General features: G+C 69.8%; 21 protein-coding genes, 1 tRNA gene, 1 rRNA gene and 1 riboswitch. Of the genes, 8 read left to right on the top strand and 15 right to left on the bottom strand.

Going from position 1 to position 21,580, the window contains the following annotated elements:
* Position 1 precedes the first annotated feature (1 nt).
* Genes AB3M82_RS13665 through idi form a run of 8 tightly spaced genes read right to left on the bottom strand, consistent with a single transcriptional unit; the run spans position 2 to position 7,893 of the window.
* A complete protein-coding gene (locus AB3M82_RS13665) occupies positions 2 to 2,185 on the bottom strand; it encodes an MMPL family transporter (protein ID WP_412958495.1) in 2,184 nt (727 codons plus the stop codon).
* A gap of 32 nt (positions 2,186 to 2,217) precedes the next feature.
* A complete protein-coding gene (locus AB3M82_RS13660) occupies positions 2,218 to 3,111 on the bottom strand; it encodes a prenyltransferase (RefSeq protein WP_412958494.1) in 894 nt (297 codons plus the stop codon).
* Complete coding sequence (locus tag AB3M82_RS13655) at positions 3,108 to 3,437, bottom strand: lycopene cyclase domain-containing protein (RefSeq protein ID WP_412958493.1); 330 nt, start codon at positions 3,435 to 3,437, stop codon at positions 3,108 to 3,110. Before AB3M82_RS13655 ends, AB3M82_RS13660 begins: the two co-directional genes overlap by 4 nt.
* On the bottom strand, positions 3,434 to 3,775 hold the full coding sequence (locus AB3M82_RS13650; protein ID WP_412958492.1) for a lycopene cyclase domain-containing protein: 342 nt from the start codon (positions 3,773 to 3,775) through the stop codon (positions 3,434 to 3,436). Before AB3M82_RS13650 ends, AB3M82_RS13655 begins: the two co-directional genes overlap by 4 nt.
* The gene (gene crtI / locus AB3M82_RS13645; protein WP_412958491.1) at positions 3,775 to 5,373 is read right to left on the bottom strand and encodes a phytoene desaturase family protein; all 1,599 of its coding nucleotides are present in this window, start codon (positions 5,371 to 5,373) and stop codon (positions 3,775 to 3,777) included. The genes AB3M82_RS13650 and crtI overlap by 1 nt, the downstream gene beginning before the upstream one ends.
* Entirely contained in the window at positions 5,370 to 6,269 is a 900-nt protein-coding gene (locus AB3M82_RS13640; RefSeq protein ID WP_412958490.1) for a phytoene/squalene synthase family protein, read from the bottom strand. The genes crtI and AB3M82_RS13640 overlap by 4 nt, the downstream gene beginning before the upstream one ends.
* On the bottom strand, positions 6,266 to 7,342 hold the full coding sequence (locus AB3M82_RS13635; protein WP_412958489.1) for a polyprenyl synthetase family protein: 1,077 nt from the start codon (positions 7,340 to 7,342) through the stop codon (positions 6,266 to 6,268). The genes AB3M82_RS13640 and AB3M82_RS13635 overlap by 4 nt, the downstream gene beginning before the upstream one ends.
* An 11-nt stretch (positions 7,343 to 7,353) precedes the next feature.
* Positions 7,354 to 7,893 carry an isopentenyl-diphosphate Delta-isomerase gene (idi, locus tag AB3M82_RS13630; RefSeq protein WP_412958488.1) on the bottom strand — a complete coding sequence of 180 codons (540 nt, stop codon included), beginning with the start codon at positions 7,891 to 7,893 and terminating at the stop codon, positions 7,354 to 7,356.
* Positions 7,894 to 7,953: 60 nt separating this feature from the next.
* Here idi and AB3M82_RS13625 point away from each other — a divergent pair, with 60 nt between their 5' ends.
* Positions 7,954 to 8,592 (top strand): MarR family winged helix-turn-helix transcriptional regulator, encoded by a 639-nt coding sequence (locus tag AB3M82_RS13625; RefSeq protein ID WP_412958487.1) that lies wholly within the window; start codon positions 7,954 to 7,956, stop codon positions 8,590 to 8,592.
* A gap of 51 nt (positions 8,593 to 8,643) precedes the next feature.
* On the opposite strand, the gene AB3M82_RS13620 is transcribed toward AB3M82_RS13625, so the two are convergent.
* The 4 genes from AB3M82_RS13620 to AB3M82_RS13605 all read right to left on the bottom strand — a co-directional run bounded on the left by AB3M82_RS13620 (position 8,644) and on the right by AB3M82_RS13605 (position 11,105).
* Positions 8,644 to 9,024 (bottom strand): histone-like nucleoid-structuring protein Lsr2, encoded by a 381-nt coding sequence (locus tag AB3M82_RS13620; RefSeq protein WP_412958486.1) that lies wholly within the window; start codon positions 9,022 to 9,024, stop codon positions 8,644 to 8,646.
* Positions 9,025 to 9,086: 62 nt separating this feature from the next.
* Positions 9,087 to 9,413 carry a DMT family transporter gene (locus tag AB3M82_RS13615; protein ID WP_412958485.1) on the bottom strand — a complete coding sequence of 109 codons (327 nt, stop codon included), beginning with the start codon at positions 9,411 to 9,413 and terminating at the stop codon, positions 9,087 to 9,089.
* A gap of 10 nt (positions 9,414 to 9,423) precedes the next feature.
* Positions 9,424 to 9,491: riboswitch (guanidine-III (ykkC-III) riboswitch) on the bottom strand.
* Between the two features lie 49 nt (positions 9,492 to 9,540).
* Positions 9,541 to 10,398: a LuxR C-terminal-related transcriptional regulator gene (locus AB3M82_RS13610; RefSeq protein ID WP_412958484.1), complete on the bottom strand. Its 858-nt coding sequence runs from the start codon at positions 10,396 to 10,398 to the stop codon at positions 9,541 to 9,543.
* A gap of 191 nt (positions 10,399 to 10,589) precedes the next feature.
* Positions 10,590 to 11,105 (bottom strand): methylated-DNA--[protein]-cysteine S-methyltransferase, encoded by a 516-nt coding sequence (locus AB3M82_RS13605; RefSeq protein WP_412958482.1) that lies wholly within the window; start codon positions 11,103 to 11,105, stop codon positions 10,590 to 10,592.
* 239 nt (positions 11,106 to 11,344) lie between these two features.
* Here AB3M82_RS13605 and AB3M82_RS13600 point away from each other — a divergent pair, with 239 nt between their 5' ends.
* Both AB3M82_RS13600 and AB3M82_RS13595 read left to right on the top strand, forming a co-directional pair.
* Positions 11,345 to 15,013: an AAA family ATPase gene (locus AB3M82_RS13600; RefSeq protein WP_412958480.1), complete on the top strand. Its 3,669-nt coding sequence runs from the start codon at positions 11,345 to 11,347 to the stop codon at positions 15,011 to 15,013.
* A gap of 8 nt (positions 15,014 to 15,021) precedes the next feature.
* The gene (locus AB3M82_RS13595) at positions 15,022 to 15,234 is read left to right on the top strand and encodes a hypothetical protein (RefSeq protein ID WP_412958478.1); all 213 of its coding nucleotides are present in this window, start codon (positions 15,022 to 15,024) and stop codon (positions 15,232 to 15,234) included.
* Positions 15,235 to 15,313: 79 nt separating this feature from the next.
* On the opposite strand, the gene mscL is transcribed toward AB3M82_RS13595, so the two are convergent.
* The 3 genes from mscL to AB3M82_RS13580 are packed head-to-tail and all read right to left on the bottom strand — an operon-like array spanning position 15,314 to position 16,647.
* Positions 15,314 to 15,736 (bottom strand): large conductance mechanosensitive channel protein MscL, encoded by a 423-nt coding sequence (gene mscL, locus AB3M82_RS13590; RefSeq protein WP_412958608.1) that lies wholly within the window; start codon positions 15,734 to 15,736, stop codon positions 15,314 to 15,316.
* A gap of 25 nt (positions 15,737 to 15,761) precedes the next feature.
* The gene (locus tag AB3M82_RS13585) at positions 15,762 to 16,034 is read right to left on the bottom strand and encodes an FmdB family zinc ribbon protein (RefSeq protein WP_412958477.1); all 273 of its coding nucleotides are present in this window, start codon (positions 16,032 to 16,034) and stop codon (positions 15,762 to 15,764) included.
* Positions 16,035 to 16,050: 16 nt separating this feature from the next.
* Positions 16,051 to 16,647, bottom strand: coding sequence for a 5-formyltetrahydrofolate cyclo-ligase (locus AB3M82_RS13580; RefSeq protein ID WP_412958476.1), 597 nt, complete (start codon positions 16,645 to 16,647; stop codon positions 16,051 to 16,053).
* A 41-nt stretch (positions 16,648 to 16,688) separates the two neighbouring features.
* Here AB3M82_RS13580 and galU point away from each other — a divergent pair, with 41 nt between their 5' ends.
* From galU to AB3M82_RS13555, 5 genes are all read left to right on the top strand, one after another.
* Positions 16,689 to 17,576 (top strand): UTP--glucose-1-phosphate uridylyltransferase GalU, encoded by an 888-nt coding sequence (galU, locus tag AB3M82_RS13575; RefSeq protein ID WP_412958474.1) that lies wholly within the window; start codon positions 16,689 to 16,691, stop codon positions 17,574 to 17,576.
* Between the two features lie 44 nt (positions 17,577 to 17,620).
* The gene (locus tag AB3M82_RS13570) at positions 17,621 to 18,232 is read left to right on the top strand and encodes a GNAT family N-acetyltransferase (RefSeq protein WP_412958473.1); all 612 of its coding nucleotides are present in this window, start codon (positions 17,621 to 17,623) and stop codon (positions 18,230 to 18,232) included.
* A 66-nt stretch (positions 18,233 to 18,298) separates the two neighbouring features.
* Positions 18,299 to 19,150, top strand: a complete 852-nt coding sequence (locus tag AB3M82_RS13565; protein ID WP_412958472.1) for a hypothetical protein — start codon at positions 18,299 to 18,301, stop codon at positions 19,148 to 19,150.
* Positions 19,151 to 19,203: 53 nt separating this feature from the next.
* Positions 19,204 to 19,276, top strand: a tRNA-Ala gene (locus AB3M82_RS13560).
* A gap of 681 nt (positions 19,277 to 19,957) precedes the next feature.
* A 16S ribosomal RNA gene (locus tag AB3M82_RS13555) occupies positions 19,958 to 21,480 on the top strand.
* Positions 21,481 to 21,580: the final 100 nt, after the last annotated feature.

Genomic DNA, 21,580 nt, shown 5'->3' with positions numbered 1-21,580 from the left:
CTCAGTCGAGACCGCGGCGCCACAGTGCGGACGGCCACCAGATCCGCTTGCCGATGTCGTACGCGAGCGCGGGGACCAGCAGCGACCGCACCACGAAGGTGTCCAGCAGCACGCCGAACGCCACGATGAACGCGAGCTGCACGAGGAACAGGATCGGGATGACCGACAGCGCCGCGAAGGTCGCCGCGAGCACGAGCCCGGCGGAGGTGATGACGCCGCCCGTGATCGAGAGCCCGCGGAGGACCCCCTCGCGGGTGCCGTGTTGGAGGGACTCCTCCCGCACGCGCGTCATCAGGAAGATGTTGTAGTCGATCCCCAGGGCGACCAGGAACACGAAGCCGTACAGCGGCACGGCCGGGTCGGCGCCGGGGAAGGCGAAGATGCCGTTGAACACCAGCGCCGAGACGCCCATCGCCGTGCCGAAGGAGAGCACGGTGGTCAGGATCAGGAGGACCGGCGCGAGGATCGACCGCAGCAGCAGCATGAGGATCAGCATGATGACCACCAGGATCACCGGGATGATCAGGTTGCGGTCGTGGATCGACGCGTCGTTGGTGTCGATCGCCGTCGCGGTCACGCCTCCCACGAAGGCGTCGAGGTCGGCCAGCTCGCCCCGCAGCTCGCGGACTGTCTCGGCCGCGGCATCCGAGTCGGCGGCATCGGTCAGCGTGGCCTGCAGCAGCACGTCTCCGTCGACCACCGTCGGCTCCGGTGCCGGCGTCCCGGGAGGGCCGACCGCGGCGATGCCGTCATCGGTCACGCTCGCGGTGCCGCTGGGGGAGTCGGATGCCGTGACCGCCACCGCGTCGACACCGTCGTTCGCGAGCAGCACGTCGGCGGCGTCCTGCATCGAGTCCTCCGCCACGACGACGTAGGCCGGGCTGCCCGATCCACCGGGGAAGTGCTCGCCGAGGGCGGTCTGGCCGTCGCGCGCCTCGGAGGAGCCGAGCACCAGGTCGGACTGCGGCACGCCGACGGCGTCGAGCTGCGTGACCCCCGCCGCACCCGCGAGCAGCACCAGCGTCGTGACGATCCAGATGGCCCGCGGCCGGCGCGTGATGAGCCGTGCGAGACGGGCCCAGAGACCGGTGGTGCGCATGCCGTGCTCCTCGGCGACCACCTCGGGCTCGAATCGCGGACGCCGGGGCCAGAACACCGCGCGCCCGAACAGCAGCAGCAGCGCGGGGAGCAGGGTGAGAGCCGCGAGCATCGCGAACACGATGCCGATCGCGGCGACGGGCCCCAGCGTGCTGTTCGACTTGAGGTCGCTGAGCAGCAGGCAGAGAAGTCCGGCGATCACCGTTCCGCCGGAGGCGACGATCGGCTCGAAGGACCCCTTCCACGCCGCCGCCACCGCGGCGCCCTTGTCTTCGGAGATCCGCAGCTCCTCACGGAAGCGCGCGACGAAGAGCAGGGCGTAGTCGGTCGCGGCGCCGATCACGAGGATGAACAGGATGCCCTGCGTCTGGCCGCTGAGCAGCAGCACCTCGGCCTTCGCCAGCCACCAGACCACGAGCAGGGCCACGCACAGCGCGAACAGGCTGGTCGAGAGCACGACGAGGGGGAGGAGGAACGACCGGTACACGAGCACGAGGATCACGAGCACCGCGAGCAGCGCCACGCCGAGCAGCAGCCCGTCGATGCCCGCGAAGCCGGCGGCGAGGTCGGCGGTGAAGCCCGCAGGACCGGTGATGTAGACGGTGACGCCCGCGGGTGCCTCGGCGCGCAGCTCCGCACCGAGCTCCGCCGTCACGTCCGACAGCTCCGCGTCGCCGCGGATCGGGATGAACGCCTGCACGGCCTTGCCGTCGTCGGAGGGCAGGGCGGGGGAGACGTCCTCGCCGACCCCGTCGAGGGAGGCGGCGTCGGCGACGGCATCCGCGATCTCGGCCAGCTCGTCGTCGGTGAGCTCCTGGTCGGATGTGAACACCGCGATTGCGGGGATCTCGTCGCTGTCGCGGAACTCGCCCAGGAGCTCCTGCACTTTCGTGGCGTCGGCCGACTCGGGCAGGTACGTCGTCTGGTCGTTCGACGACACCTCGTCGACCTTGCCGAAGAGCGGTCCGCCCAGCGAGGCTCCGACCAGCCACACCAGGATGAGCGCGACGGGTATGAACACGCGCGTCCACGAGTGGCGGCGGTTGCGCTCGCGGAGCGGCGTCGAGGCGCGGTCGGGGCGCGGCATGCGGGGTCCTTTCGGGTGGTGCAGGGGCGTCGTCAGGAGACCCACGCGAGGATGAGGATCATCGTCGCGAGGAATCCGGCGAAGTAGTTCAGGGCGATGAAGCGCCGCCAGGCGCGGTTCGTCTCGCCGGACCGTTCGTCGGTGACCCGCCACCACCGGGCGGCGTTCACCAGGTACGGCACGGCGAGCAGTGCGGCGAGCGGTCCGGGCCACGACGTGAAGAGCATCAGGATGCCGGCGACGAGCCAGAGGGCCAGCGACAGGCGCACGGTCGCCCGGGCTCCGAAGACCGTGGCGATCGAGGAGATGCCGCCCTCGCGGTCGGGGCCGACGTCCTGCACCGCGCCGAAGGCGTGCGCGGCCATGCCCCAGAGGAAGAAGGCGACGAGCACGAGCACGAGATCGGTCGTGACCTCGGCGCCCGCCAGCGCCAGCCCCACCACAGCCGGGGTGACGAAGTGGAGGCTGGAGGTGGTCGAGTCGAGGAACGGACGCTCCTTGAACCGCAGGCCGGGTGCGGAATAGGCGATCACGGCGAAGACGCTGAGCGCGAGCCAGGCGGTCGACCAGGCGTCGCCCACGACGACGAGGTAGACGACGAAGGGGATGTTCGACAGCGCTGCCGCCCAGAGCGTGGGCCGGTGCATCCGCGGGGCCAGCAGGGCGCCCTCGATCCCGCCCTTGCGCGGGTTCGCGAGGTCGGAGGCGTAGTCGAATACGTCGTTGATCCCGTACATCGCCAGGTTGTACGGGATGAGGAAGTACACGACGCCCACCACGAGGGTGAGGTCGACCTCCCGTGTGGTCAGGAGGTACGCGGCGGCGAATGGGAAGGCGGTGTTGATCCAGCTGACCGGACGCGAGGAGAGCAGGATCTGCCCCAGATCGCGGCCGAACGACGGCCGGCCCACGGATGCGGTGCTCACGAGGCATCCTCCTCGACCGGCGCGCCTCTCCGCGCGCGGAGAGCGGCCCAGAGCGCGGGTAGCAGCAGCGCCCCGGCGAGCGGGTACGCGAAGTCCTCGAGCGGAGCCAGACCGATGCGGATGCCGACGAGCTGGGGGGCCGCGTAGTGGAACAGGCCGCTCGCGATCATCAGGGTGTCGAACACCGCGGTCAGGGTCAGCATGACGAGGACGGTCAGTCCGACCGCGGCCGGCTGCGGTCCCCGACGCCGACTCGCGATCGCCAGGAGGAGCACGGCGACCACGGTCGCGGCGAGGAACCATGCCGAGAGCTGCAGGTAGGTCACGTCGTCACCTCCGCGCGGCGCCGACGCCGGACTGCGAGGATGCGTGCGGCACCCGTGTACACGACCATGGTGCACACGACGAGGAACAGCAGGAAGACCGGCTCCTCCAGCGGCATCTCCGGCGCGAGCTCGATCCCCGTGGCGATGGCGGCGTCGCCCCGGAAGAAGATGCCCTGCGCGATGCCGAACGCGTCCCAGAGCAGGAAGAACGCCACCCCCGCCACCGTGACGACGGCCGCCGCGACGGGATCGCGCCAGTAGAACAGCCGGAACCGGTGGTCGAGCAGCAGCATGCACCCCGTGAAGACGAGCAGGGCCGTCAGGTAGACGACGCCCATCAGACTGCGTCCGTCCGCATCGCACGGCGCGCCGGTTCGGGCAGCGGCCCCGCGGAGTGGTCGCCGCGGATCCGCTTGAGCACGATCTCGGCGCTGATCAGGCACATCGGCACGCCGACGCCGGGCGCCGTGGTCGCTCCCGCGTAGTAGAGCCCCTGCACCCGGCGCGAGGCGTTCTGCGCGCGGAACATCGCGCTCTGCGACAGGGTGTGCGCGGGACCGAGCATCCCGCCGCGCCAGGAGTGGTAGTCGTCGAGGAAGTCCGCCGGGCCTTTGGTCTCGCGCACCACGATGCGCTCACGCAGGTCGGGGATGCCGGCCCAGCGCGAGATCATGTCGATCGCGGCATCCGCCGTCTGCTCGATCCTCGCCGACCCGGCTCCGTCCGCTCCTCCGTGACCGAGCTCGGGATCGGCCGGGACCGGCACGAGCACGAACAGGTTCTCGTGCCCGTCCGGGGCGACGTCGGGATCGCTGGCGCTGGGGCGGCACACGTAGGTCGAGGCCGGAGCGGGGATCGCCGGCGCGGAGCCGAAGATGGCGTCGAAGTTCGCATCCCAGTCGTCGGTGAAGAACAGCGAGTGGTGGGGGAGCTCGTCGAGGGTGCCCCGTACCCCGAGCATCACCAGCACCGCGCCCGGTCCGCTGGTCCGACGGCTCCACCACGACTCCGGGTAGCTGCGCAGGTGCGGGGGCAGCAGTGCGGTCTCCGTGTGGTGGAGGTCGGCGCCCGAGACGACGAGATCGGCATCCTCGACGTGACGGATGCCGTCGTCGTCGGTCCACTCGACGCCCGAGACGCGGGTGACGGAACCGTCGGAGCGGGTGCGGATGCTGCGGACCTCTGCTCCGGTGCGGATCGTCGCCCCTGCCTCGGTGGCGAGGGCCGCGATGCGCTCGACGACGCCCCAGAATCCGCCCTGCGGATAGCTCACGCCTTCGTCCAGGTCGAGAGCGCTCATGAGGTGGTACATCGCCGGGGCGCTGCGCGGATCGGTGCCGAGGAAGACGGCGGGGTAGCCCAGGATCTGGCACAGGAGCGGGTCTCGGAAGCGTCGTGCGGCGAACGACTGCAGGCGCGTGCCGAGGAGGGAGAAGAGGCGGGGGACGGCCCGGAGGACCTCGCCCGTGGTGAGCGAGCCGAGGCGTGTGAACGGGTTGTACAGGAAGTACTTCTCGGCCATCGCGCTCGCGTGATGCGCCGAGTCGAGGTACGCCGACAGCGCCCTCGCTGCCCCCGGCTCGCGCGACTCGAAGACGCGGGCCACGGCGTCGCGTCCGGCGGGGACCGTGACCGGGGCGGCCTCTCCCGCGCTCGCCGGGTCGCGGAACACCCGGTAGCCGGGGTCGAGCAGGGTCAGATCGAGCTGCTCCTCGGCGCTGGTGCCCATCATGGCGAAGAAGTGGTCGAACACCGAGGGCATGAGGTACCACGACGGCCCGGAGTCGAAGCGGAACCCGTCGCGCTCGATGGTCCCCGCGCGCCCGCCGATGCGCGCATTTTTCTCGAGCACGACGACCTCATGCCCGTCCCGCGCGAGCAGCCCGGCGGTCGCGAGGCCCGCGACCCCGGCTCCGATGACGACGACGCGGCTCATCGCGGCTCCACCGCGGTGACGGCCACGGCGCGGGCCGCGAGCAGGAGCTTGACGGGGTCGGGCACGCGCACGCGGCGCCGGTAGAGCTCCTCGACGGGGGTCTTCCGGACGCGGCGGGTCAGCGCCGCGAACAGGGCGAGCGCGCTGCGGACCGCCGCGCGGGCGTCCTTCGGCAGGAGCGGGATCGAGGCCCGCGCGTCGCGCAGCTGCTGTTCGACGGTCGCCACCCAGGCGTCGCGATCGGCGTCCGTCAGGCGGGCCGCCTCGCCGAGGTAGCTCCGGTGCAGGCGGTCCGTGTCGTCGGCGAGGTCGCGGAGGAAGTTGACGTTCTGGAACGCCGCGCCCAGCTGTCGGGCCCCGTGCTCGAGCACGGCGCGGTCCTGCGGCGACCGCTCCGCGCCGCGGAGGAACACCCGCAGGCACATGAGGCCGACGACCTCCGCCGAGCCGAAGACGTAGCGGGAATGCGCCTCCCCGTCGTAGACCGAGACGTCGTCGCCGTCGGCGATGTCGGCGCGCATCGAGTCGAAGAACGGCTGGGTGAGGTCCTCGCCGATCGCGCATTCGCGTGCGGTGCGGGCGAAGGCGTGCAGGATCAGGTCGCTGCTGTATCCGGTGCGCATGGCGCGGTGCGTCTCGGCGATGTACGAGGTGAGCGCGTCGGCCTGGGCGCCGGCGTCGAGACCCGCCTCGGCCGCGACGCCGTCGACGATCTCGTCGGCGATGCGGACCATCGCGTACACGTTGCGGATGTGCTGGCGGTGGCGTCGGCCGAGCAGACGCGTCGCCATGCCGAACGACGTCGAGTAGGCGCGGATCACGTTGGTCGTGGCGATCTCGGCCGTCCGGCTGAAGCGACGGAGCGAGTCGTCTCCCGCCGCGGCGACGCCGCTCATGCCCGCCGGCTCTCGACGCGGGCCAGGAGCGAGCGCACGGTCGCGGCGACCTCGGCCGAGATCGATCGCGACTCCTCGGCTGTCCGGAGCACGGCGGATGCCGCGGCGAGCTCGTCCGTCACCAGGCTCTGCGCGTAGCTCTCGGCGCCGCAGGTGCGCAGGTGTTCGCGTACGGCGGCGGCCTCGTCGTCGCTGAGGGTCAGCGAGCCGAACCGGCCCTCGATGTGCGGCCAGGCCGACGTCATCCGGGCGTAGGCGATGATCGCGGTCTCCTTGCCCTCGCGCAGATCCGAGTACGGATCCTTGCCGTGCAGAGCGGCGTCGCCGAACACGCAGAGGATGTCGTCCTGCAGCTGGAACGCGAGACCGAGGTGCCGGCCGATCGCCGCCAGGTGCTCCTCCACCTCGGGCGAGGCTCCGGCGAGGATCGCCGCCGCGCGCAGGGGGAGGGAGAAGGAGTACGTCGCGGTCTTGTACGTGCTCATCGCGAGGATCGTGCGCAGGTCGGGCGCGATCCTGCCGTCGCTGAGTCCCACGTCGGTGTGCTCCCCGGCGACCGTCTCCACGATCGTGTGCTCGATCAGGTCGAGCAGCCGCACGCGCGTGCCGGTCGAGACGCGCGCCCGGGCGAAGCCGAGCAGGGAGGTCGAGAGCAGAAGGTCGCCCATGAGGATCGCGCTCGACCGGGCCCAGTGCAGATCCGCGTCGCCCGGCTCGTCGCCGCGACCGGCGGCGAGGACACCGATGAGGTTCGGGCGCCGACGCCGGATGAGGTCGCCGTCGATGACGTCGTCGTGCAGGAGGAAGGCGTAGTGCAGCAGCTCGACGTCGGCGGCGACGTTCACGGCCGCGACGGAGTCCACCGACCCGCCATACGAGGCCGACAGGGCACGATGCGCCTCGAGCAGCAGCCGGGGGCGGATGAGCTTGCCCCCCAGGGCATGCTCGGCGGCGGCCCGCCACAGCGAGGCGAAGGATTCGCCGTAGGTCTCGGCGACTGCGGTGCGTTCGGCGAAGCGCTGACGCAGCGCCTCCTCGATGCGGATGCCGAGCTCCTCCTGCGGAGTCGCCATGACGGTCACGGTCACACCTGACCTTTCGCGCGGAGTTGGGGGAGCTGCTCGACCAGCCAGGGGCTGAACGCGAACGGCGTGCCGGCGGCGGATGCTGCGGCGTCGGGCACCTCGGTCCACGCCCATTCCCCGACCTCGGTCGGATCCGGGGCGAGCCGCCCCTCGAGGATGCCGACGTAGACCGGGCACACCTCGTTCTCGACGATGCCGCTCGCGTCGACGGCCCGGTAGCGGTAGTCGGGGAGCGCCAGGCGGAGTTCCGTCACCGTCGCGCCGAGCTCTTCCGCGGCACGGCGGTGGACGGCATCCTCGATCGTCTCGCCCGGACGGGGGTGGCCGCAGAAGCTGTTGGTCCAGACGCCCGGCCACGTGCGCTTGCTCAGCGCTCGCCGCGTCAGGAGCAATCGGCCCTGGGCGTCGAGCAGGTAGCAGGAGAACGCCAGGTGCAGGGGGGTGTCGAGCGTGTGGACCTCGCTCTTCGGCAGGACGCCGATCGCGGTCCCGTCCTCTGCGAGAAGGGTTACGTGATCCATGGCGTCCTCTGCCTTCATTTCACTAGCCTGGCGAGTAATTAACTTAGCATGAAGTACAACCTTGTGTAACATGATCGCATGGACGCGAGGCGGGGCACCAGCCCGGATCTGGGCACGGGCGCCGCCCCGGCGACCCCGGGCGTCGACGGGCTGACCCACGCCGCCATCTACGACGTCGAGGCGAGCGACCCGCGCAGCACCCTGATCGATCGCACGGGCGTCCCCGCGGAGGACCTGCAGCAGATCGCTCTGCTCATGGGCGCGCTCGGCGAACTCCGCGAGGCGGAGCAGCGGCTGTCCCACGCTTCCCGCCGCTACATGCAGTTGAACGACACCGACATGCGCGCGCTGCACTACCTGATCGTGTGCGCCAATCGCCATGCCATCGCCACACCCGGCGGCATCGCGCAGCACCTCGACATCTCGACGGCCTCCACCACCAAGCTCCTGGATCGTCTGGAGAAGGGCGGCCACATCCACCGGGCCCCGCACCCGACCGACCGCCGGGCTCTCGCGATCACCATCACCGATGAGACGCGCGAGGCGGCGATGCAGACGGTCGGGCGGCAGCAGGCCAAGCGGTTCTATGCGGCGGCCCGGCTCACGCGCGAGGAGCGCGACGTCGTCATCCGCTTCCTCGAGGACATGACCCGGGAGATCGCCATCACGAACGAACCGTGGGCCGACGTCGGGGGTTCGGCCCCCGAGAACGAGTGAAGGCCCCCCGATCGGGGAGCCTTCACCATCGTCCGTTCGTGCGGCGTGCGTTCAGTGCGCCGCGTTGTAGGCCTCGATGACCGGCGCGGGGATGCGTCCGCGCTCGGAGAGCGAGTATCCGTTGTCGTTCGCCCAGGCGCGGATCGCCGCGACCTCGGGGTTGCGGGCCGGGCGCTTGCGCGCCGTGGAGCCGCGTGAGCCGCTCGTCGAGCGCGTACCGCCCGACGCGCGGGTGCTGCTCGACGAACCGGAGCGCCGTCCTGCGGCGATGTACGGCTCGAGAGCGGCGCGCAATTCCTCCACGTGCTCGGAGTTCAGATCGATCTCCCATGCGGTGCCGTTGAGCGAGAAATGCACCGTCTCGCCCTCGCCGACCTCCAGAACACTGCCATCGATATCGTCGACCAGTTGATGCACAATTCGTCTCGCCATGCGAATGACAGTAGCCGCGCGGACGAATAGCGGCAAGCGGGGTGTCGAATTGCGTCGGACGCTTATTCGTGACCGGGGTCGATCAGCTTCAATCCGACAATGCACCCGACGAGTCCGGTGAGCAGCAGAATACGCAGCCAGGAGATATCCGAGTCCCCGGTCACCATGGCCCAGACGACCGTGAGCGTGGCTCCGATCCCGACCCAGACCGCATACGCCGTGCCGGTGGAAATATCGCGCATCGCGTACGCGAGACCGAACATCGACAGCGTCAGGCCGCCGAAGAAGACGACGCTCGGCCACAATTTCGTCAAGCCGTCGGATTTTCCGAGAGCGGTGGCCCAGACGGCTTCGAGAATCCCGGAGGCGATCAGCACGATCCACGACATGATGGTCCTTTCGGACCAGTCTTTGCGCGTTCCGGGTACTGGCCTGCCTCGTCCGGGGCGGCGGAATCCGCCGAACCACCATTCACTGTAGTCCCAGGCGCTGGGCAGCGCCTGTGCACGACGCGGGTCAGGGCAGAAGGCCCGCGCGCCGGGCACGCGCGACGGCGGAATGGCGGCTGGACGCGTCCAATTTCGACATCGCCGTGCCCATATAGGCCTTGACCGTGCCCTCGCGCAGGCCGAGATGCGCCGCGATCTCGGAGTTGGTCTGGCCGAGGGCCGCGCAGGCGAGCACGTCGGTCTCGCGGGGGGAGAGCCGGACGGCGGGTACGGGCGACGTGACGGTCGCCACGGCATCGCCGGACAGTGCGACCAGACGGCGTTCCACGCGCGCGATGCGCTCCCGCAGCGCGGGGTCGTCGACGGACGCGGCGATGCGGCGGAGCTCGGCGAAGCTCTCCCGGAGATGCTCGCGCTGCGGCGCGCTCACGGCTCCGGGCGGATCTCCCTGGTCTCGGAGGCGTCGCTCCACCTCGTCGCGGATGCGGAGCTCGTCGGCGACGGACTGCGCGACCTGCATCGCCGGAGCGGTCGTGACCCCACCGAACTGCGCCTCGTCCCACGCCCCGGCGTACAGCACGCCTCGCGATCGGCCGCTCACGACGATCGGCACGGCCAGGAGGGTGCGCAATCCCTCGCCCAGCACGAATACGTCGTAGTCGTGGGTGATCTGCTGGGACGAGCCGTAGTCGCTCGTCATGCGCGGGCGGAGCTCCATCATCGCCCGGCCGCCGAGTCCGCGCTCGGGTCGCACCCGCAGGCCGTCGAGGCTGCGGGTGCGGTTGCCCACGATCGTGGTGACGTGCACGACGCCGTCGTCGAGAAGCCCCCCGAAGGCGACGGGGAAGCGGGTGCGCCGAGCGAGTTCGCGCACGGCCCGGGCGACGAGGTCCGCGTCGGACTCGATACCTGTCGGTAAGTTCACGACTCTTCCCGTTCTCGGCGACGGTGGGGCCACGGATCCGGGTGTCGTCCCCGGCTCCGGCTCGGCTCGACCCTACCACCGGGTATCCGCGCTCGACGGGACCGTGATCCCGCCCGACGGCCCGCCGCTCCGGGGGCCGCGCGACGGGCGGATCGCGGCGGCCTACACGCGGCGATCCGCCCGTGCGGGACTCACGACCCGCTCTCCAGGTCGAGCAGGAAGCGCTTGCGCTCGGGATGCGCGCCGTAATGCCCGGGAGAGCCGTCCGAGCGCACCACCCGGTGCACCGGCACGATGATCGAGAAGGGCGTCAGCCGGCAGGCCGATCCGACGGCTCGCGCTGCGCCGGGGTGCCCCGCCAGCACGGCCACCTCGCCATAGCTCAGGGTCTGTCCCCAGGGGATCGTGCAGATCACCTGCAGAGCCGCCCGCGGGAATCCGTCGACGAGGCGCCAGTCGAGACGCACCTCCTCGTCGAAGCGCACCGGCCGGCCGTCGAAGTAGTCGGACAACAGGGGCACGAGTTCGTCGGCGGCGCCGGGAGCCGATTCGGGCACCTCGCGCAGCTGCCGGGCCACGCCCTCCAGCAGCCAGGGGACCGAGGGATCGTCGGCCTCCGAGAGATCGAAGCGCACGAGCCCGTCGTCGGAGAACACCGCGAGCGCGTCTCCAAAAGGAGTGGGAGCGAAGTCGTAGCGGAACGTCATGGCTCCATCCTGCTGCCCCGCTCGCCGCTCCGACCGTCTCCCGGGCGCGGGACTGCAGGGTCGGGGGACACTGCGTAGGAGGTCTCCGCCGGTGGAGGAGGAGTGCGCCTGCTCGCCGCAGCCGGAAATACCGTGAAACCCGCCCGGGATACCGGTGCGCACGTGATCGCGCGCCTAGTCTGTGAGATGTGTGGCGACGTGAAGACCGATCTGCGGGTGATGCAGGAGCACAGCCCGCCGTGACGCTCGGCGGGCTGCAGGAGTCGACGACCGGCGTCGGCGTCGCGCATGCCGCGGATGCGGAACGCGCACGCCTCCGGGCCGAGGCCGCCGATCTGGGCGGTGCCTCCCCGCTGACCGGCTTCCGCGACAGTCCCGAGTCCGGCATCGACATCTCCAAGGCCCACCCCGGCAGCCTCCCGCAGTTCATCACCGGCAAGTCGACGCTGCTGTCGAACCTCTTCCGCGACGAGGTGGGCCTGCGCACCGCGCGGCTCGCCGCCGAGCGCATCACGGCGAAGAACACCGAGCTGCGCACCGTCCGCGGCATCGAGGCCGTTCATCTCGCGGTCGGCGTGGCCCGTTGGCGCATCGGCGGCGCCGGGTTCGCGGCCCCCGTGCTGCTGCGTCCGCTCGCGATCCGCCGGCACCACTCGGACTTCGAGCTCAAACTGCACGGCGCTTTCGAGGTGAACCCGGAGCTCGTGCGCATCGCGCGGGAGCACTTCGGACTCACCATCGACTCCGCGGCGCTCGCCGCGCTCGCCTACGACGGCGGCATCTTCAAGCCGCAGCCGGTGATCGACAGCCTCCGGGCCGTGACGCGCTCGATCGACACGTTCTCGGTCGAGCCGCGGCTCGTCGTGTCGACCTTCGCCGACGTCGGCGGGGCGATGGCGCGCGACGGCCACGACCTCGACCACCAGGTGCTCAACGCGCTCGCCGGTCACGTCGCGGACCGCGAGCGCGTCACGGCTCCCCGCGCCGTCCCGCACTTCACCGGTCCGGACGACCGCGCCCCGGCATCCGACACCCTCCTGCTCGACGCGGATGCCGAGCAGGAGGCCGTGCTGGCGCGGATCACCGCCGGGCACTCGCTGACGGTCGCGACCCTGCCGGGCACCGGCGGCACCCAGACGGTCATCAACGCGCTCGGCGAGCTCGTGCGCGCGGGACGCCGGGTGCTCGTCGTCTCCGCCCGGCGCTCGACGCTCGACGGTGTGCGCCACCGCCTCGCCGGCATCGGGCTCGACAGTCTCGCGATCTCGCCCGGGAGCGTCCGCCGGGACCTCGTGCGGGCGATCGGCCGCAACGAGAAAGCCACGGCGCCGAAGGTGAGCGACGTCGACGACGCCCTGGTGAGGCTGCGCACCGTGCTGCGCGACTACCGTCAGGCCCTGACCGCGCCGATCCCCGGGATGGGCGCCTCGGTGCTGGACGCCACGCGGCACCTCACCCGTCTCGCCTCGCTCCCCGTACCCCCGTCCACGACGGCGCGGCTGGGCGCCGACGCGCTGCGCCGGCTGGCGGGCGACCGCTCCGACGCCGCCGAGGCCCTCGCGCAGGCGGCGCGGCTCGGGGAGTTCCGGTTCGGTCCCGACGACTCCCCCTGGTACGGCGTCTCGTTCTCCACGACCGAGGAGGCGCGTGCCGCGCACGGTCTCGCCGGTCGTCTGCACGCCGAGAGCGTGCCGGCCCTGCTCGAGCGCGGCTACGAGCTGATCGCCCAGACCCGCATGCGGCCCTTCTCGACGATCGACGAGCTGGGGGAGTACCTCCGCCTCCTCGAGGGCATCCGCGGCACTCTCGACCGCTTCAGCCCGACGGTCTTCGAGCGACCGCTCGGCGAGCTGATCCAGGCGCACGGATCGCGTCGCGACGCGCCGGGGATGTCGTCGGCGAACCGCCGCCGTCTGCGCCGTCTGGCGAAGGAGTACGTGCGCCCCGGCGTCCACGTCACCGAGATGCACGAGGCGCTCCTGCGGATCCAGGCGCAGCGCACGCAGTGGCAGCGCTGCGTCGAGGCGGGCATCGCGCCCGAGGTCCCGCTCGGTCTCGCCGAGGTCGCGGCATCCTGGCAGCGGGTCGACGCCGAGCTCGCCGAGCTCGATGCGGCCCTGGGACGCCGCGAGCCGCTGGCCACCCTGCCGGTCGCACGACTCGTGCGGACCCTCGCGGGACTCGCCGCCCAGTCCGACGTCTTCGAGAACCTGGTCGAGCGCACGCAGCTGCGCGACGAGCTGGCGCTGCTCGGGCTCGAGCCCCTGCTCGCCGAGCTGTCCGTCCGCCACGTGTCCGAGAGTCGCGTGGGAGACGAGCTCGAGTTCGCCTGGTGGCAGTCGCTGCTCGAGCGCGCCCTGCAGGACGACCGGGCGCTGCTCGGCGCGAACACCGCGGTGGTCGACCGTCTGGAGCGGGACTTCCGCCTCGTCGACGAGGCCCACGCCGCCATGGCCGGGCCGCTCCTGGCCTGGCAGCTGGCGAACCAGTGGAAGATCGCGATCGTCGACGAGCCCCGGGAGTCGGCGAACCTGCGCCGGGCGCTGACGCAGCCGGCCACGACGACCGCCGAGGTCGTGAGCGCGGCCCCCACCCTCACCGGCGTGCTCGCCCCGGTGTGGATCTCGTCTCCGTATCTGGTGCCCGAGATCCCCGAGTCGGTCGAGTTCGACACCGTCCTGCTGGTGGATGCCGCGGCGATCAACCTCGCCGAGGCCGCGCCGGCCATCCGCCGGGCGCGGCAGATCGTCGCCTTCGGCGATCCGGTCACCCAGCGTCCCACCCCGTTCCACATCGCCGTCGACCCCGACGACCTCTGGGAACCGGAGGTCGCGTTTGACGAGGTCTCGGCGTTCGAGCGCCTGTCGGAGCTGCTCCCCGTCCTCACCCTCACGCGCAGCTATCGCGCCGGCGGCGAGGACCTGGCGGAGCTCATCAACGACGCCTTCTACGGCGGCGAGATCGTGTCGCTGCCGTGGGCCGGCTCCTATCTCGGTCGGGGGAGCCTCACGGTCGACTACGTCGAGGGCGGCACCGGCACGCCGGATCCGGTTTCGGGCGCCGTCGAGAGCCCCGAGGCGGAGGTCGCCCGCGTCGTCACCCTCGTCGTGGAGCACGCGGTGCACCGGCCGTCCGAGTCGCTCATGGTGGTCACCGCCAGTGCACGCCACGCCGAGCGCGTGCGCGCCGCGGTCACGGCCGCCTTCGCCGGACGCTCCGACGTCGCCGACTTCGTCGGACGCGACACGGCCGAGCCCTTCGCCGTGCTCACGCTCGAGGAGTCGGTCGCGGAGAGCCGGGATCGCGTCATCTTCTCCCTCGGGTTCGGCCTGACCAAGCACGGTCGTGTGCTGAGCGACTTCGGCGACCTGTCGACGCCCGACGGGGAGCGGCTGCTCACGGTGGGGATGACCCGCGCCCGGCGGTCGATGGTCATCGTGTCGTCCATCCGTCCCTCGTCCTTCGAGGACGGCCGGCTCGAGCACGGCGCCGCGACCCTGATGTCGATCCTCGGCGGCCTGGCCGGCCGCGGCCGCGATGCCCGCCTCGAGGATCTGGCCGACCCCCTCACGCTCGCCCTCGCGCGCGAGCTGCGTCGGCTGGGCGCCTCGGTCGACGTCGACTACCGCGGCCTGCTGCCGCTCGTCGCGCAGCATGCGGGCAAGGCCGTGGTGATCGAGTCCGACCCCGAGTCGCGGGGTGAGTCCCTCCGCGAGACGCTGCGTCTGCGTCCGCAGGTGCTGCGCCGGCTCGGCTGGCACTACGTGCGGGTGCACGCCTTCGACCTGTACAGCGACCCCGCCACCGTTGCGCGACGGATCGCGGAGGTGCTCGGCATCTCGGCCTCGACCCCGCGGGCCGACAACGACACGCAGCCGCTCGACGTCGTCGACGGCTCCGACGACTGAGACGCGCGATGCCCGACGAGCAGCGACGGGATGCTCCCCGGCAGCGGGTCGAGCGCGTGGCCGGATCGCGGCGCGCGCGTCTGACGCCGGTCGAGGGAACGGACCCGCATGCCGGGGCCGCCGTTCCCGGCGCCGACGACGAGCCCTCGCGCCCGGCGCCGCGCACGGGCAAGGGGCCGAACGACGACCGGCTGTTCCAGGACGTGCCGCCGCACTACTGACGGCCCGGTCCCGCGGGGGAACGACGGAGCGCACGGACCCCGGGGGATCCGTGCGCTCCGTGGGGCGCGTTCGCCGGTGTCAGTTCCGCGCGTTGCGGGCGAGCAGGTCGCGGATCTCGACGAGCAGCTCCGCCTCGGTGGCCGCGGCCGGCTCCTCCTGGGGCTCCTCCGCCGGAGTGCCCTTGCGGGCCTCGACGTGCGCCTTGAAGGTGTTCATCGGCAGCACGAAGACGAAATACACCACCACGGCGACCGCGAGGAAGCTGATGATCGCCGAGATGAGGTCGCCGAGCGGGAAGGTGACGGTGTTGCCGTAGATGTTCGTGACCTGCGGCCCGAACTCGCCGGCGGCATCCGCCTCGAAGAAGAGCGACACGAGCGGGTTGATGATGCTGGCGACGACCGCGTTGACGATCGCGGTGAACGCCGAGCCGATGACGACGGCGACCGCCAGATCGATGACGTTGCCGCGGAGGATGAAGTCCTTGAATCCTTTGAGCATGGTGATCCCTCGCACGTTCGGAGCCTCAGGAAGAGGCCGGGGTCGACGCAGCCGCCGGCTGGGTGCTCGTCGTCGACTCCGACTTCGATGGTGCCGACGCGTCCTTCGCGCCGCCGGATCTGGCGCGCGAGTCCGTGCGATAGAAGCCGGAGCCGTTGAAGGTCACGCCGATCGACCCGTACTGCTTGCGCAGCGCTCCGCCGCACTCGGGGCAGACGGTCAGGGCGTCGTCGGAGAAGCTCTGCACGGCGTCGAACTGGTGGCCGCACGACGTGCAGGCATAGGCGTAGGTGGGCATGGCGATCCTCAGGGGGTCAGCGTCGCTCGGGCGACAGGGTGAGGGTCTGCGACGGGGTGACGATGCCGTCCACCGGCTGATCGTGCACCTCCCGCGGCAGGGAGTCGACTATCTCGGAATCATAGATGACGGCGTAGACCGGCGGGCATTTCTCCATCGAGCCGATGGTCTTGTCGAAGTACCCGCGGCCCCAGCCCATGCGCATGCCCGTCAGGTCGACGGCCGCGGCCGGGACGATCATCAGGTCGACGTCGTTGACCGCGATCGGCCCGAGGACCTCGCCGGTCGGCTCCGGCAGCCCGTGCAGGCCTTCGCCCACCTCGCCGTCGTCGGTCGCGACCGCCCAGTCGAGCAGTCCGTCGGAGCGTGTGACGGGCAGGAGCACGCGGATGCCGCGGCGCACCGCCCGGGCCACGAACTCGCGGGTGCCGGGTTCCGTGGTCGTCGACAGGAAGCACGAGATGGACCGCGCGCCGAGCCGGTCGACCAGCTCGTCGAGGCGCTCGCCGATCGCGGCGGCGGCGGTCTCGCGCTGCGCGTCGGAGAGGAGGCCGCGGCGCTCGCGCAGCTCGGCGCGGAGCGCCCGTTTGGCGTGCTCGATGTCGCTGGACATGGCTCCGAGTCTACGGGGCGGCCCACCGCTAGGCTGAGGGAATGGGTAGTCAGAAGATCAAGGCAGTCATTCCCGCGGCCGGGCTCGGTACACGATTCCTCCCGGCGACCAAGGCGATGCCGAAGGAGATGCTGCCCGTCGTCGACAAGCCGGCGATCCAGTACGTCGTCGAGGAGGCCGCGAACGCCGGCATCGAGGACATCCTGGTGATCATCGGCCGCAACAAGAACGCGATCTCCAACCACTTCGACTCGGTGCCCGAGCTCGAGGTGAAGCTCATGGAGAAGGGCGACACGGGTCGTCTGGAGCGCGTGATGCGCTCGAGCGATCTCGCCGACATCCACTTCGTCCGCCAGGGCGAGCCCAAGGGACTCGGACACGCGGTGCTGCGGGCGCGCACCCACGTGGGCGACAGCTCGTTCGCCGTCCTTCTCGGCGACGACCTGATCGATGAGCGCGATGTGCTCCTGACCGAGATGATCGCCGAGCACGAGCGGACCGGCGCGGCCGTGGTCGCCCTCATGGAGGTCGACCCCTCCAGCATCCACCTCTACGGCGCCGCCGCGGTGGAGGAGCTCGAGGGCACGGATGCCGTGCGCGTGACCGGCCTCGTCGAGAAGCCCGCCCGCGAGGACGCCCCGTCGAACCTCGCCATCATCGGCCGCTACGTGCTTCCGGCCTCCGTCTTCGACATCCTGGACCGCACGGAGCCCGGCAAGGGCGGCGAGATCCAGCTCACGGACGCCCTCCAGGAGATGGCGGCCGACACCGAGGGGCCGGGCGTCGTCGGCGTGATCTTCCGCGGGCGCCGCTACGACACCGGCGACCGCGTCGACTACATCAAGGCCATCGTGCAGCTCGCCGCCGACCGGGACGATCTGGGAACCGAGCTGCGTCCGTGGCTCAAGGAGTTCGCAGAGCGCCTCTAGGCGATTCTGCGTCGGGACGCAGTGTGGATGTGACGGCGGCGGACATGCGACACGGATCGGTCGAGCTGCGCCTGGTGCGCGCGAAGGACGCGAGGATCCTGCAGCACGAGCTGCTGGCCAACCGCTCGTGGCTGCAGCGCTGGGAGGCGACGGTGCCGCACGGCTCCGTCTCGTTCGACATGCGTCTGAGCATCCGCCGGCTCCTCCAGCAGTACCGCGACGGAGCCGGCTACCCCTTCGTCATGGAGTACGACGGCGAGATCGCCGGACAGCTGAACGTGTGGGGCGTCTCGCGGGGCTCCCTGTGCTCGGCGACCATCGGGTACTGGGTGAGCGAGCGCTTCGCGGGCAAGGGGATCACCCCGACCGCGGTGGCGCTCGCGACCGACGCGTGCTTCGTCGAGTACGGGCTGCACCGCATGGAGATCTGCATCCGCCCCGAGAACGCGGCGAGCCTCCGCGTCGTGCAGAAGCTGGGCTTCCGGTACGAGGGGCTGCGCCGACGCTACATCCACATCGACGGCGACTGGCGCGACCACTACGCGTTCGCGCTCACGCGCGAGGAGGTCCCGCAGGGAGTGCTGGCCCGGTGGCTCAACGGGCAGGTCCCGCCGGATGCCGCGACCATCCCTCCCGCGGATCGCATCGCCCTGTGAGGATCTGAGCGCGACACGCGGCCGGGGACTCGTCCGCGTCGGGTCAGTTCCCCTACCGTTAGGCGTATGGACGGGCCGGTGCTGAGCGGGGGAGTGATCGTTCTCGTCGCCGTGCTCCTGTGGATGCTCTATCTGCTGCCCTCGTGGCGCGGTCGATTCCAGTACAACGCGGCCGAGCGCAACGCCGTCCGGCTGAACCAGGCGCTGCGCATCCTCGCGGAGACCAGTGAGACCCCGGCGGAGGTGCGCGTCGAGCTCACGGCACGCACCGCACTCGCCCAGCAGAAGCTCGCCAAACGCCTGCAGTCGGAGCGCGAGGCGGCGGAGCTCGAGGCGCTGCGCCAGGAGCTCGCCGCGACGCGGGCCGATCCGGTCATCCGACGCGCCCGGGCACGACGCCGGGTGCGCGCGGTCGCGACCGCCGTGGCGCTCGTCGGCCTCGTCGCGACCGGTCTGGGGATCTGGCAGCTCGTCGCCGCCGGAACCTCGATCCTGGTCTGGGCCGGCGGGACGATGGTCGTCGTGGGTGCCGTCGCGCTGCAGCGGATGGCGAAGGTCGCGGCACGCGCGGCTCGCGTGCCCCAGCAGGTGGTGGAGGAGTCGCGCGAACGGGTGTCGCCGCCCCTGCACGATCAGGGACGCGCGACCTGGACGCCCCGGACGCTGCCGGAGCCGCTGGTGTCGGTCTCCGGCTCCCGTGCGCAGGTCGCCCGTGCGGAGATCGATGCGCAGGAGGAGCGCCGCAAGGCCGCACGACTCGCGGAACTGCGCGAGCGGGCGGAGCGGATGGCCCCCGAGGCTCCGGTGCAGCTGCCTGCTGCCGCCGCCGCATCCCCGTACGCCCGCATGGGATTCGTCGACGACGCGGAGATCGAGGCCCACGTGCGCGACCTCCTCGCCCGGCGCGCGGCGGGCTGACTCGCATGGGCGGAGACCCCGCTCGCGTCGTGCTAACGTAGATGACGGTTCACGGGCCTATGGCGCAGTTGGTAGCGCGCCTCGTTCGCATCGAGGAGGTCAGGGGTTCGAATCCCCTTAGGTCCACAACCCGGAAGAAGGCTCCGAGCATCGCTCGGGGCCTTCTTCGTTCTCCCGCGTCCTCGACGGCTGCGTCTCCCGGCAGCGTCCGACGCCCGCGCCGCGTCGCGCACTCGCAGGATGTCGAGGTGCGAGGTGATTCGACGTGTCGTGGCGGGCCCGGTCGGTCTGTCCGGCTCCGTTCCGCGCGATTCCGCGGGGAAGAGGTGCGACACGCCCGGGAAGCGGCGGGGATTTGCCCGAACCCCGGAACCCACGTAAGTTATTACCTGTTCGGCCAAACGGTTGAGCGGAGGCCCACGGGCCGGCTCCCGTCAAGTACGAACGAATCCCGATTCCAGAAGAACTCGTCAGAGTCTTCCAGATGAAGGAACTGCCTCGATCCCTCGAGCAGGTCACCGAGAGGTGATTTGACAACGGGAACGAGATCGGTAAGATAGAGAAGTTGCCCTGCGGGCCTGGTTGTGATGGCTGGGTCGTGGGAGCATCCGATCCTTGAGAACTCAACAGCGTGCACTTGTCAAATGCCAAATAACCTCGATTCAGCTTCGGCTGGATGAGATTCCTTTGGATCAAAGACCGACCTCCTTTGTGGGGTTGGCAACGGATAGTCAGCAATGAATATCTCTTTGGTCAGCATCAAACTCGCTGCAGTCCGGTTTTTCCCCGGGGTGTATGCATTTCTTTTTTACGGAGAGTTTGATCCTGGCTCAGGATGAACGCTGGCGGCGTGCTTAACACATGCAAGTCGAACGGTGAAGCCCAGCTTGCTGGGTGGATCAGTGGCGAACGGGTGAGTAACACGTGAGCAACCTGCCCCTGACTCTGGGATAAGCGCTGGAAACGGCGTCTAATACTGGATATGTGACGTGACCGCATGGTCTGCGTTTGGAAAGATTTTTCGGTTGGGGATGGGCTCGCGGCCTATCAGCTTGTTGGTGAGGTAATGGCTCACCAAGGCGTCGACGGGTAGCCGGCCTGAGAGGGTGACCGGCCACACTGGGACTGAGACACGGCCCAGACTCCTACGGGAGGCAGCAGTGGGGAATATTGCACAATGGGCGAAAGCCTGATGCAGCAACGCCGCGTGAGGGATGACGGCCTTCGGGTTGTAAACCTCTTTTAGCAGGGAAGAAGCGAAAGTGACGGTACCTGCAGAAAAAGCGCCGGCTAACTACGTGCCAGCAGCCGCGGTAATACGTAGGGCGCAAGCGTTATCCGGAATTATTGGGCGTAAAGAGCTCGTAGGCGGTTTGTCGCGTCTGCTGTGAAATCCCGAGGCTCAACCTCGGGCCTGCAGTGGGTACGGGCAGACTAGAGTGCGGTAGGGGAGATTGGAATTCCTGGTGTAGCGGTGGAATGCGCAGATATCAGGAGGAACACCGATGGCGAAGGCAGATCTCTGGGCCGTAACTGACGCTGAGGAGCGAAAGGGTGGGGAGCAAACAGGCTTAGATACCCTGGTAGTCCACCCCGTAAACGTTGGGAACTAGTTGTGGGGTCCATTCCACGGATTCCGTGACGCAGCTAACGCATTAAGTTCCCCGCCTGGGGAGTACGGCCGCAAGGCTAAAACTCAAAGGAATTGACGGGGACCCGCACAAGCGGCGGAGCATGCGGATTAATTCGATGCAACGCGAAGAACCTTACCAAGGCTTGACATATACGAGAACGGGCCAGAAATGGTCAACTCTTTGGACACTCGTAAACAGGTGGTGCATGGTTGTCGTCAGCTCGTGTCGTGAGATGTTGGGTTAAGTCCCGCAACGAGCGCAACCCTCGTTCTATGTTGCCAGCACGTAATGGTGGGAACTCATGGGATACTGCCGGGGTCAACTCGGAGGAAGGTGGGGATGACGTCAAATCATCATGCCCCTTATGTCTTGGGCTTCACGCATGCTACAATGGCCGGTACAAAGGGCTGCAATACCGTGAGGTGGAGCGAATCCCAAAAAGCCGGTCCCAGTTCGGATTGAGGTCTGCAACTCGACCTCATGAAGTCGGAGTCGCTAGTAATCGCAGATCAGCAACGCTGCGGTGAATACGTTCCCGGGTCTTGTACACACCGCCCGTCAAGTCATGAAAGTCGGTAACACCTGAAGCCGGTGGCCTAACCCTTGTGGAGGGAGCCGTCGAAGGTGGGATCGGTAATTAGGACTAAGTCGTAACAAGGTAGCCGTACCGGAAGGTGCGGCTGGATCACCTCCTTTCTAAGGAGCATCTGACCCTTCGGGGTCCAGAACCCAGATCGAAGGCGTACGTTCTTCGCTGGGAGCTCATGGGTGGAACATTTGACATGGTGTGAAGGAT

Origin of the sequence: Microbacterium californiense (genome assembly GCF_047246625.1) — a bacterium.
GTDB lineage: Bacteria > Actinomycetota > Actinomycetes > Actinomycetales > Microbacteriaceae > Microbacterium.
Note: the sequence above shows the minus strand (reverse complement) of the source record. Positions and strands in the feature narration are given on the sequence as shown.

What these genes read in the sequence shown, in the direction of transcription:
- AB3M82_RS13665 (WP_412958495.1), bottom strand. Translation starts at nt 2,185, where the DNA reads ATGCCGCGCCCCGACCGCGCCTCGACGCCGCTCCGCGAGCGCAACCGC.
- AB3M82_RS13650 (WP_412958492.1), bottom strand. Translation starts at nt 3,775, where the DNA reads ATGGGCGTCGTCTACCTGACGGCCCTGCTCGTCTTCACGGGGTGCATG.
- crtI (WP_412958491.1), bottom strand. Translation starts at nt 5,373, where the DNA reads ATGAGCCGCGTCGTCGTCATCGGAGCCGGGGTCGCGGGCCTCGCGACC.
- AB3M82_RS13640 (WP_412958490.1), bottom strand. Translation starts at nt 6,269, where the DNA reads ATGAGCGGCGTCGCCGCGGCGGGAGACGACTCGCTCCGTCGCTTCAGC.
- AB3M82_RS13635 (WP_412958489.1), bottom strand. Translation starts at nt 7,342, where the DNA reads ATGGCGACTCCGCAGGAGGAGCTCGGCATCCGCATCGAGGAGGCGCTG.
- idi (WP_412958488.1), bottom strand. Translation starts at nt 7,893, where the DNA reads ATGAAGGCAGAGGACGCCATGGATCACGTAACCCTTCTCGCAGAGGAC.
- AB3M82_RS13625 (WP_412958487.1), top strand. Translation starts at nt 7,954, where the DNA reads ATGGACGCGAGGCGGGGCACCAGCCCGGATCTGGGCACGGGCGCCGCC.
- AB3M82_RS13620 (WP_412958486.1), bottom strand. Translation starts at nt 9,024, where the DNA reads ATGGCGAGACGAATTGTGCATCAACTGGTCGACGATATCGATGGCAGT.
- AB3M82_RS13615 (WP_412958485.1), bottom strand. Translation starts at nt 9,413, where the DNA reads ATGTCGTGGATCGTGCTGATCGCCTCCGGGATTCTCGAAGCCGTCTGG.
- AB3M82_RS13605 (WP_412958482.1), bottom strand. Translation starts at nt 11,105, where the DNA reads ATGACGTTCCGCTACGACTTCGCTCCCACTCCTTTTGGAGACGCGCTC.
- AB3M82_RS13595 (WP_412958478.1), top strand. Translation starts at nt 15,022, where the DNA reads ATGCCCGACGAGCAGCGACGGGATGCTCCCCGGCAGCGGGTCGAGCGC.
- mscL (WP_412958608.1), bottom strand. Translation starts at nt 15,736, where the DNA reads ATGCTCAAAGGATTCAAGGACTTCATCCTCCGCGGCAACGTCATCGAT.
- AB3M82_RS13585 (WP_412958477.1), bottom strand. Translation starts at nt 16,034, where the DNA reads ATGCCCACCTACGCCTATGCCTGCACGTCGTGCGGCCACCAGTTCGAC.
- AB3M82_RS13580 (WP_412958476.1), bottom strand. Translation starts at nt 16,647, where the DNA reads ATGTCCAGCGACATCGAGCACGCCAAACGGGCGCTCCGCGCCGAGCTG.
- galU (WP_412958474.1), top strand. Translation starts at nt 16,689, where the DNA reads ATGGGTAGTCAGAAGATCAAGGCAGTCATTCCCGCGGCCGGGCTCGGT.
- AB3M82_RS13570 (WP_412958473.1), top strand. Translation starts at nt 17,621, where the DNA reads ATGCGACACGGATCGGTCGAGCTGCGCCTGGTGCGCGCGAAGGACGCG.
- AB3M82_RS13565 (WP_412958472.1), top strand. Translation starts at nt 18,299, where the DNA reads ATGGACGGGCCGGTGCTGAGCGGGGGAGTGATCGTTCTCGTCGCCGTG.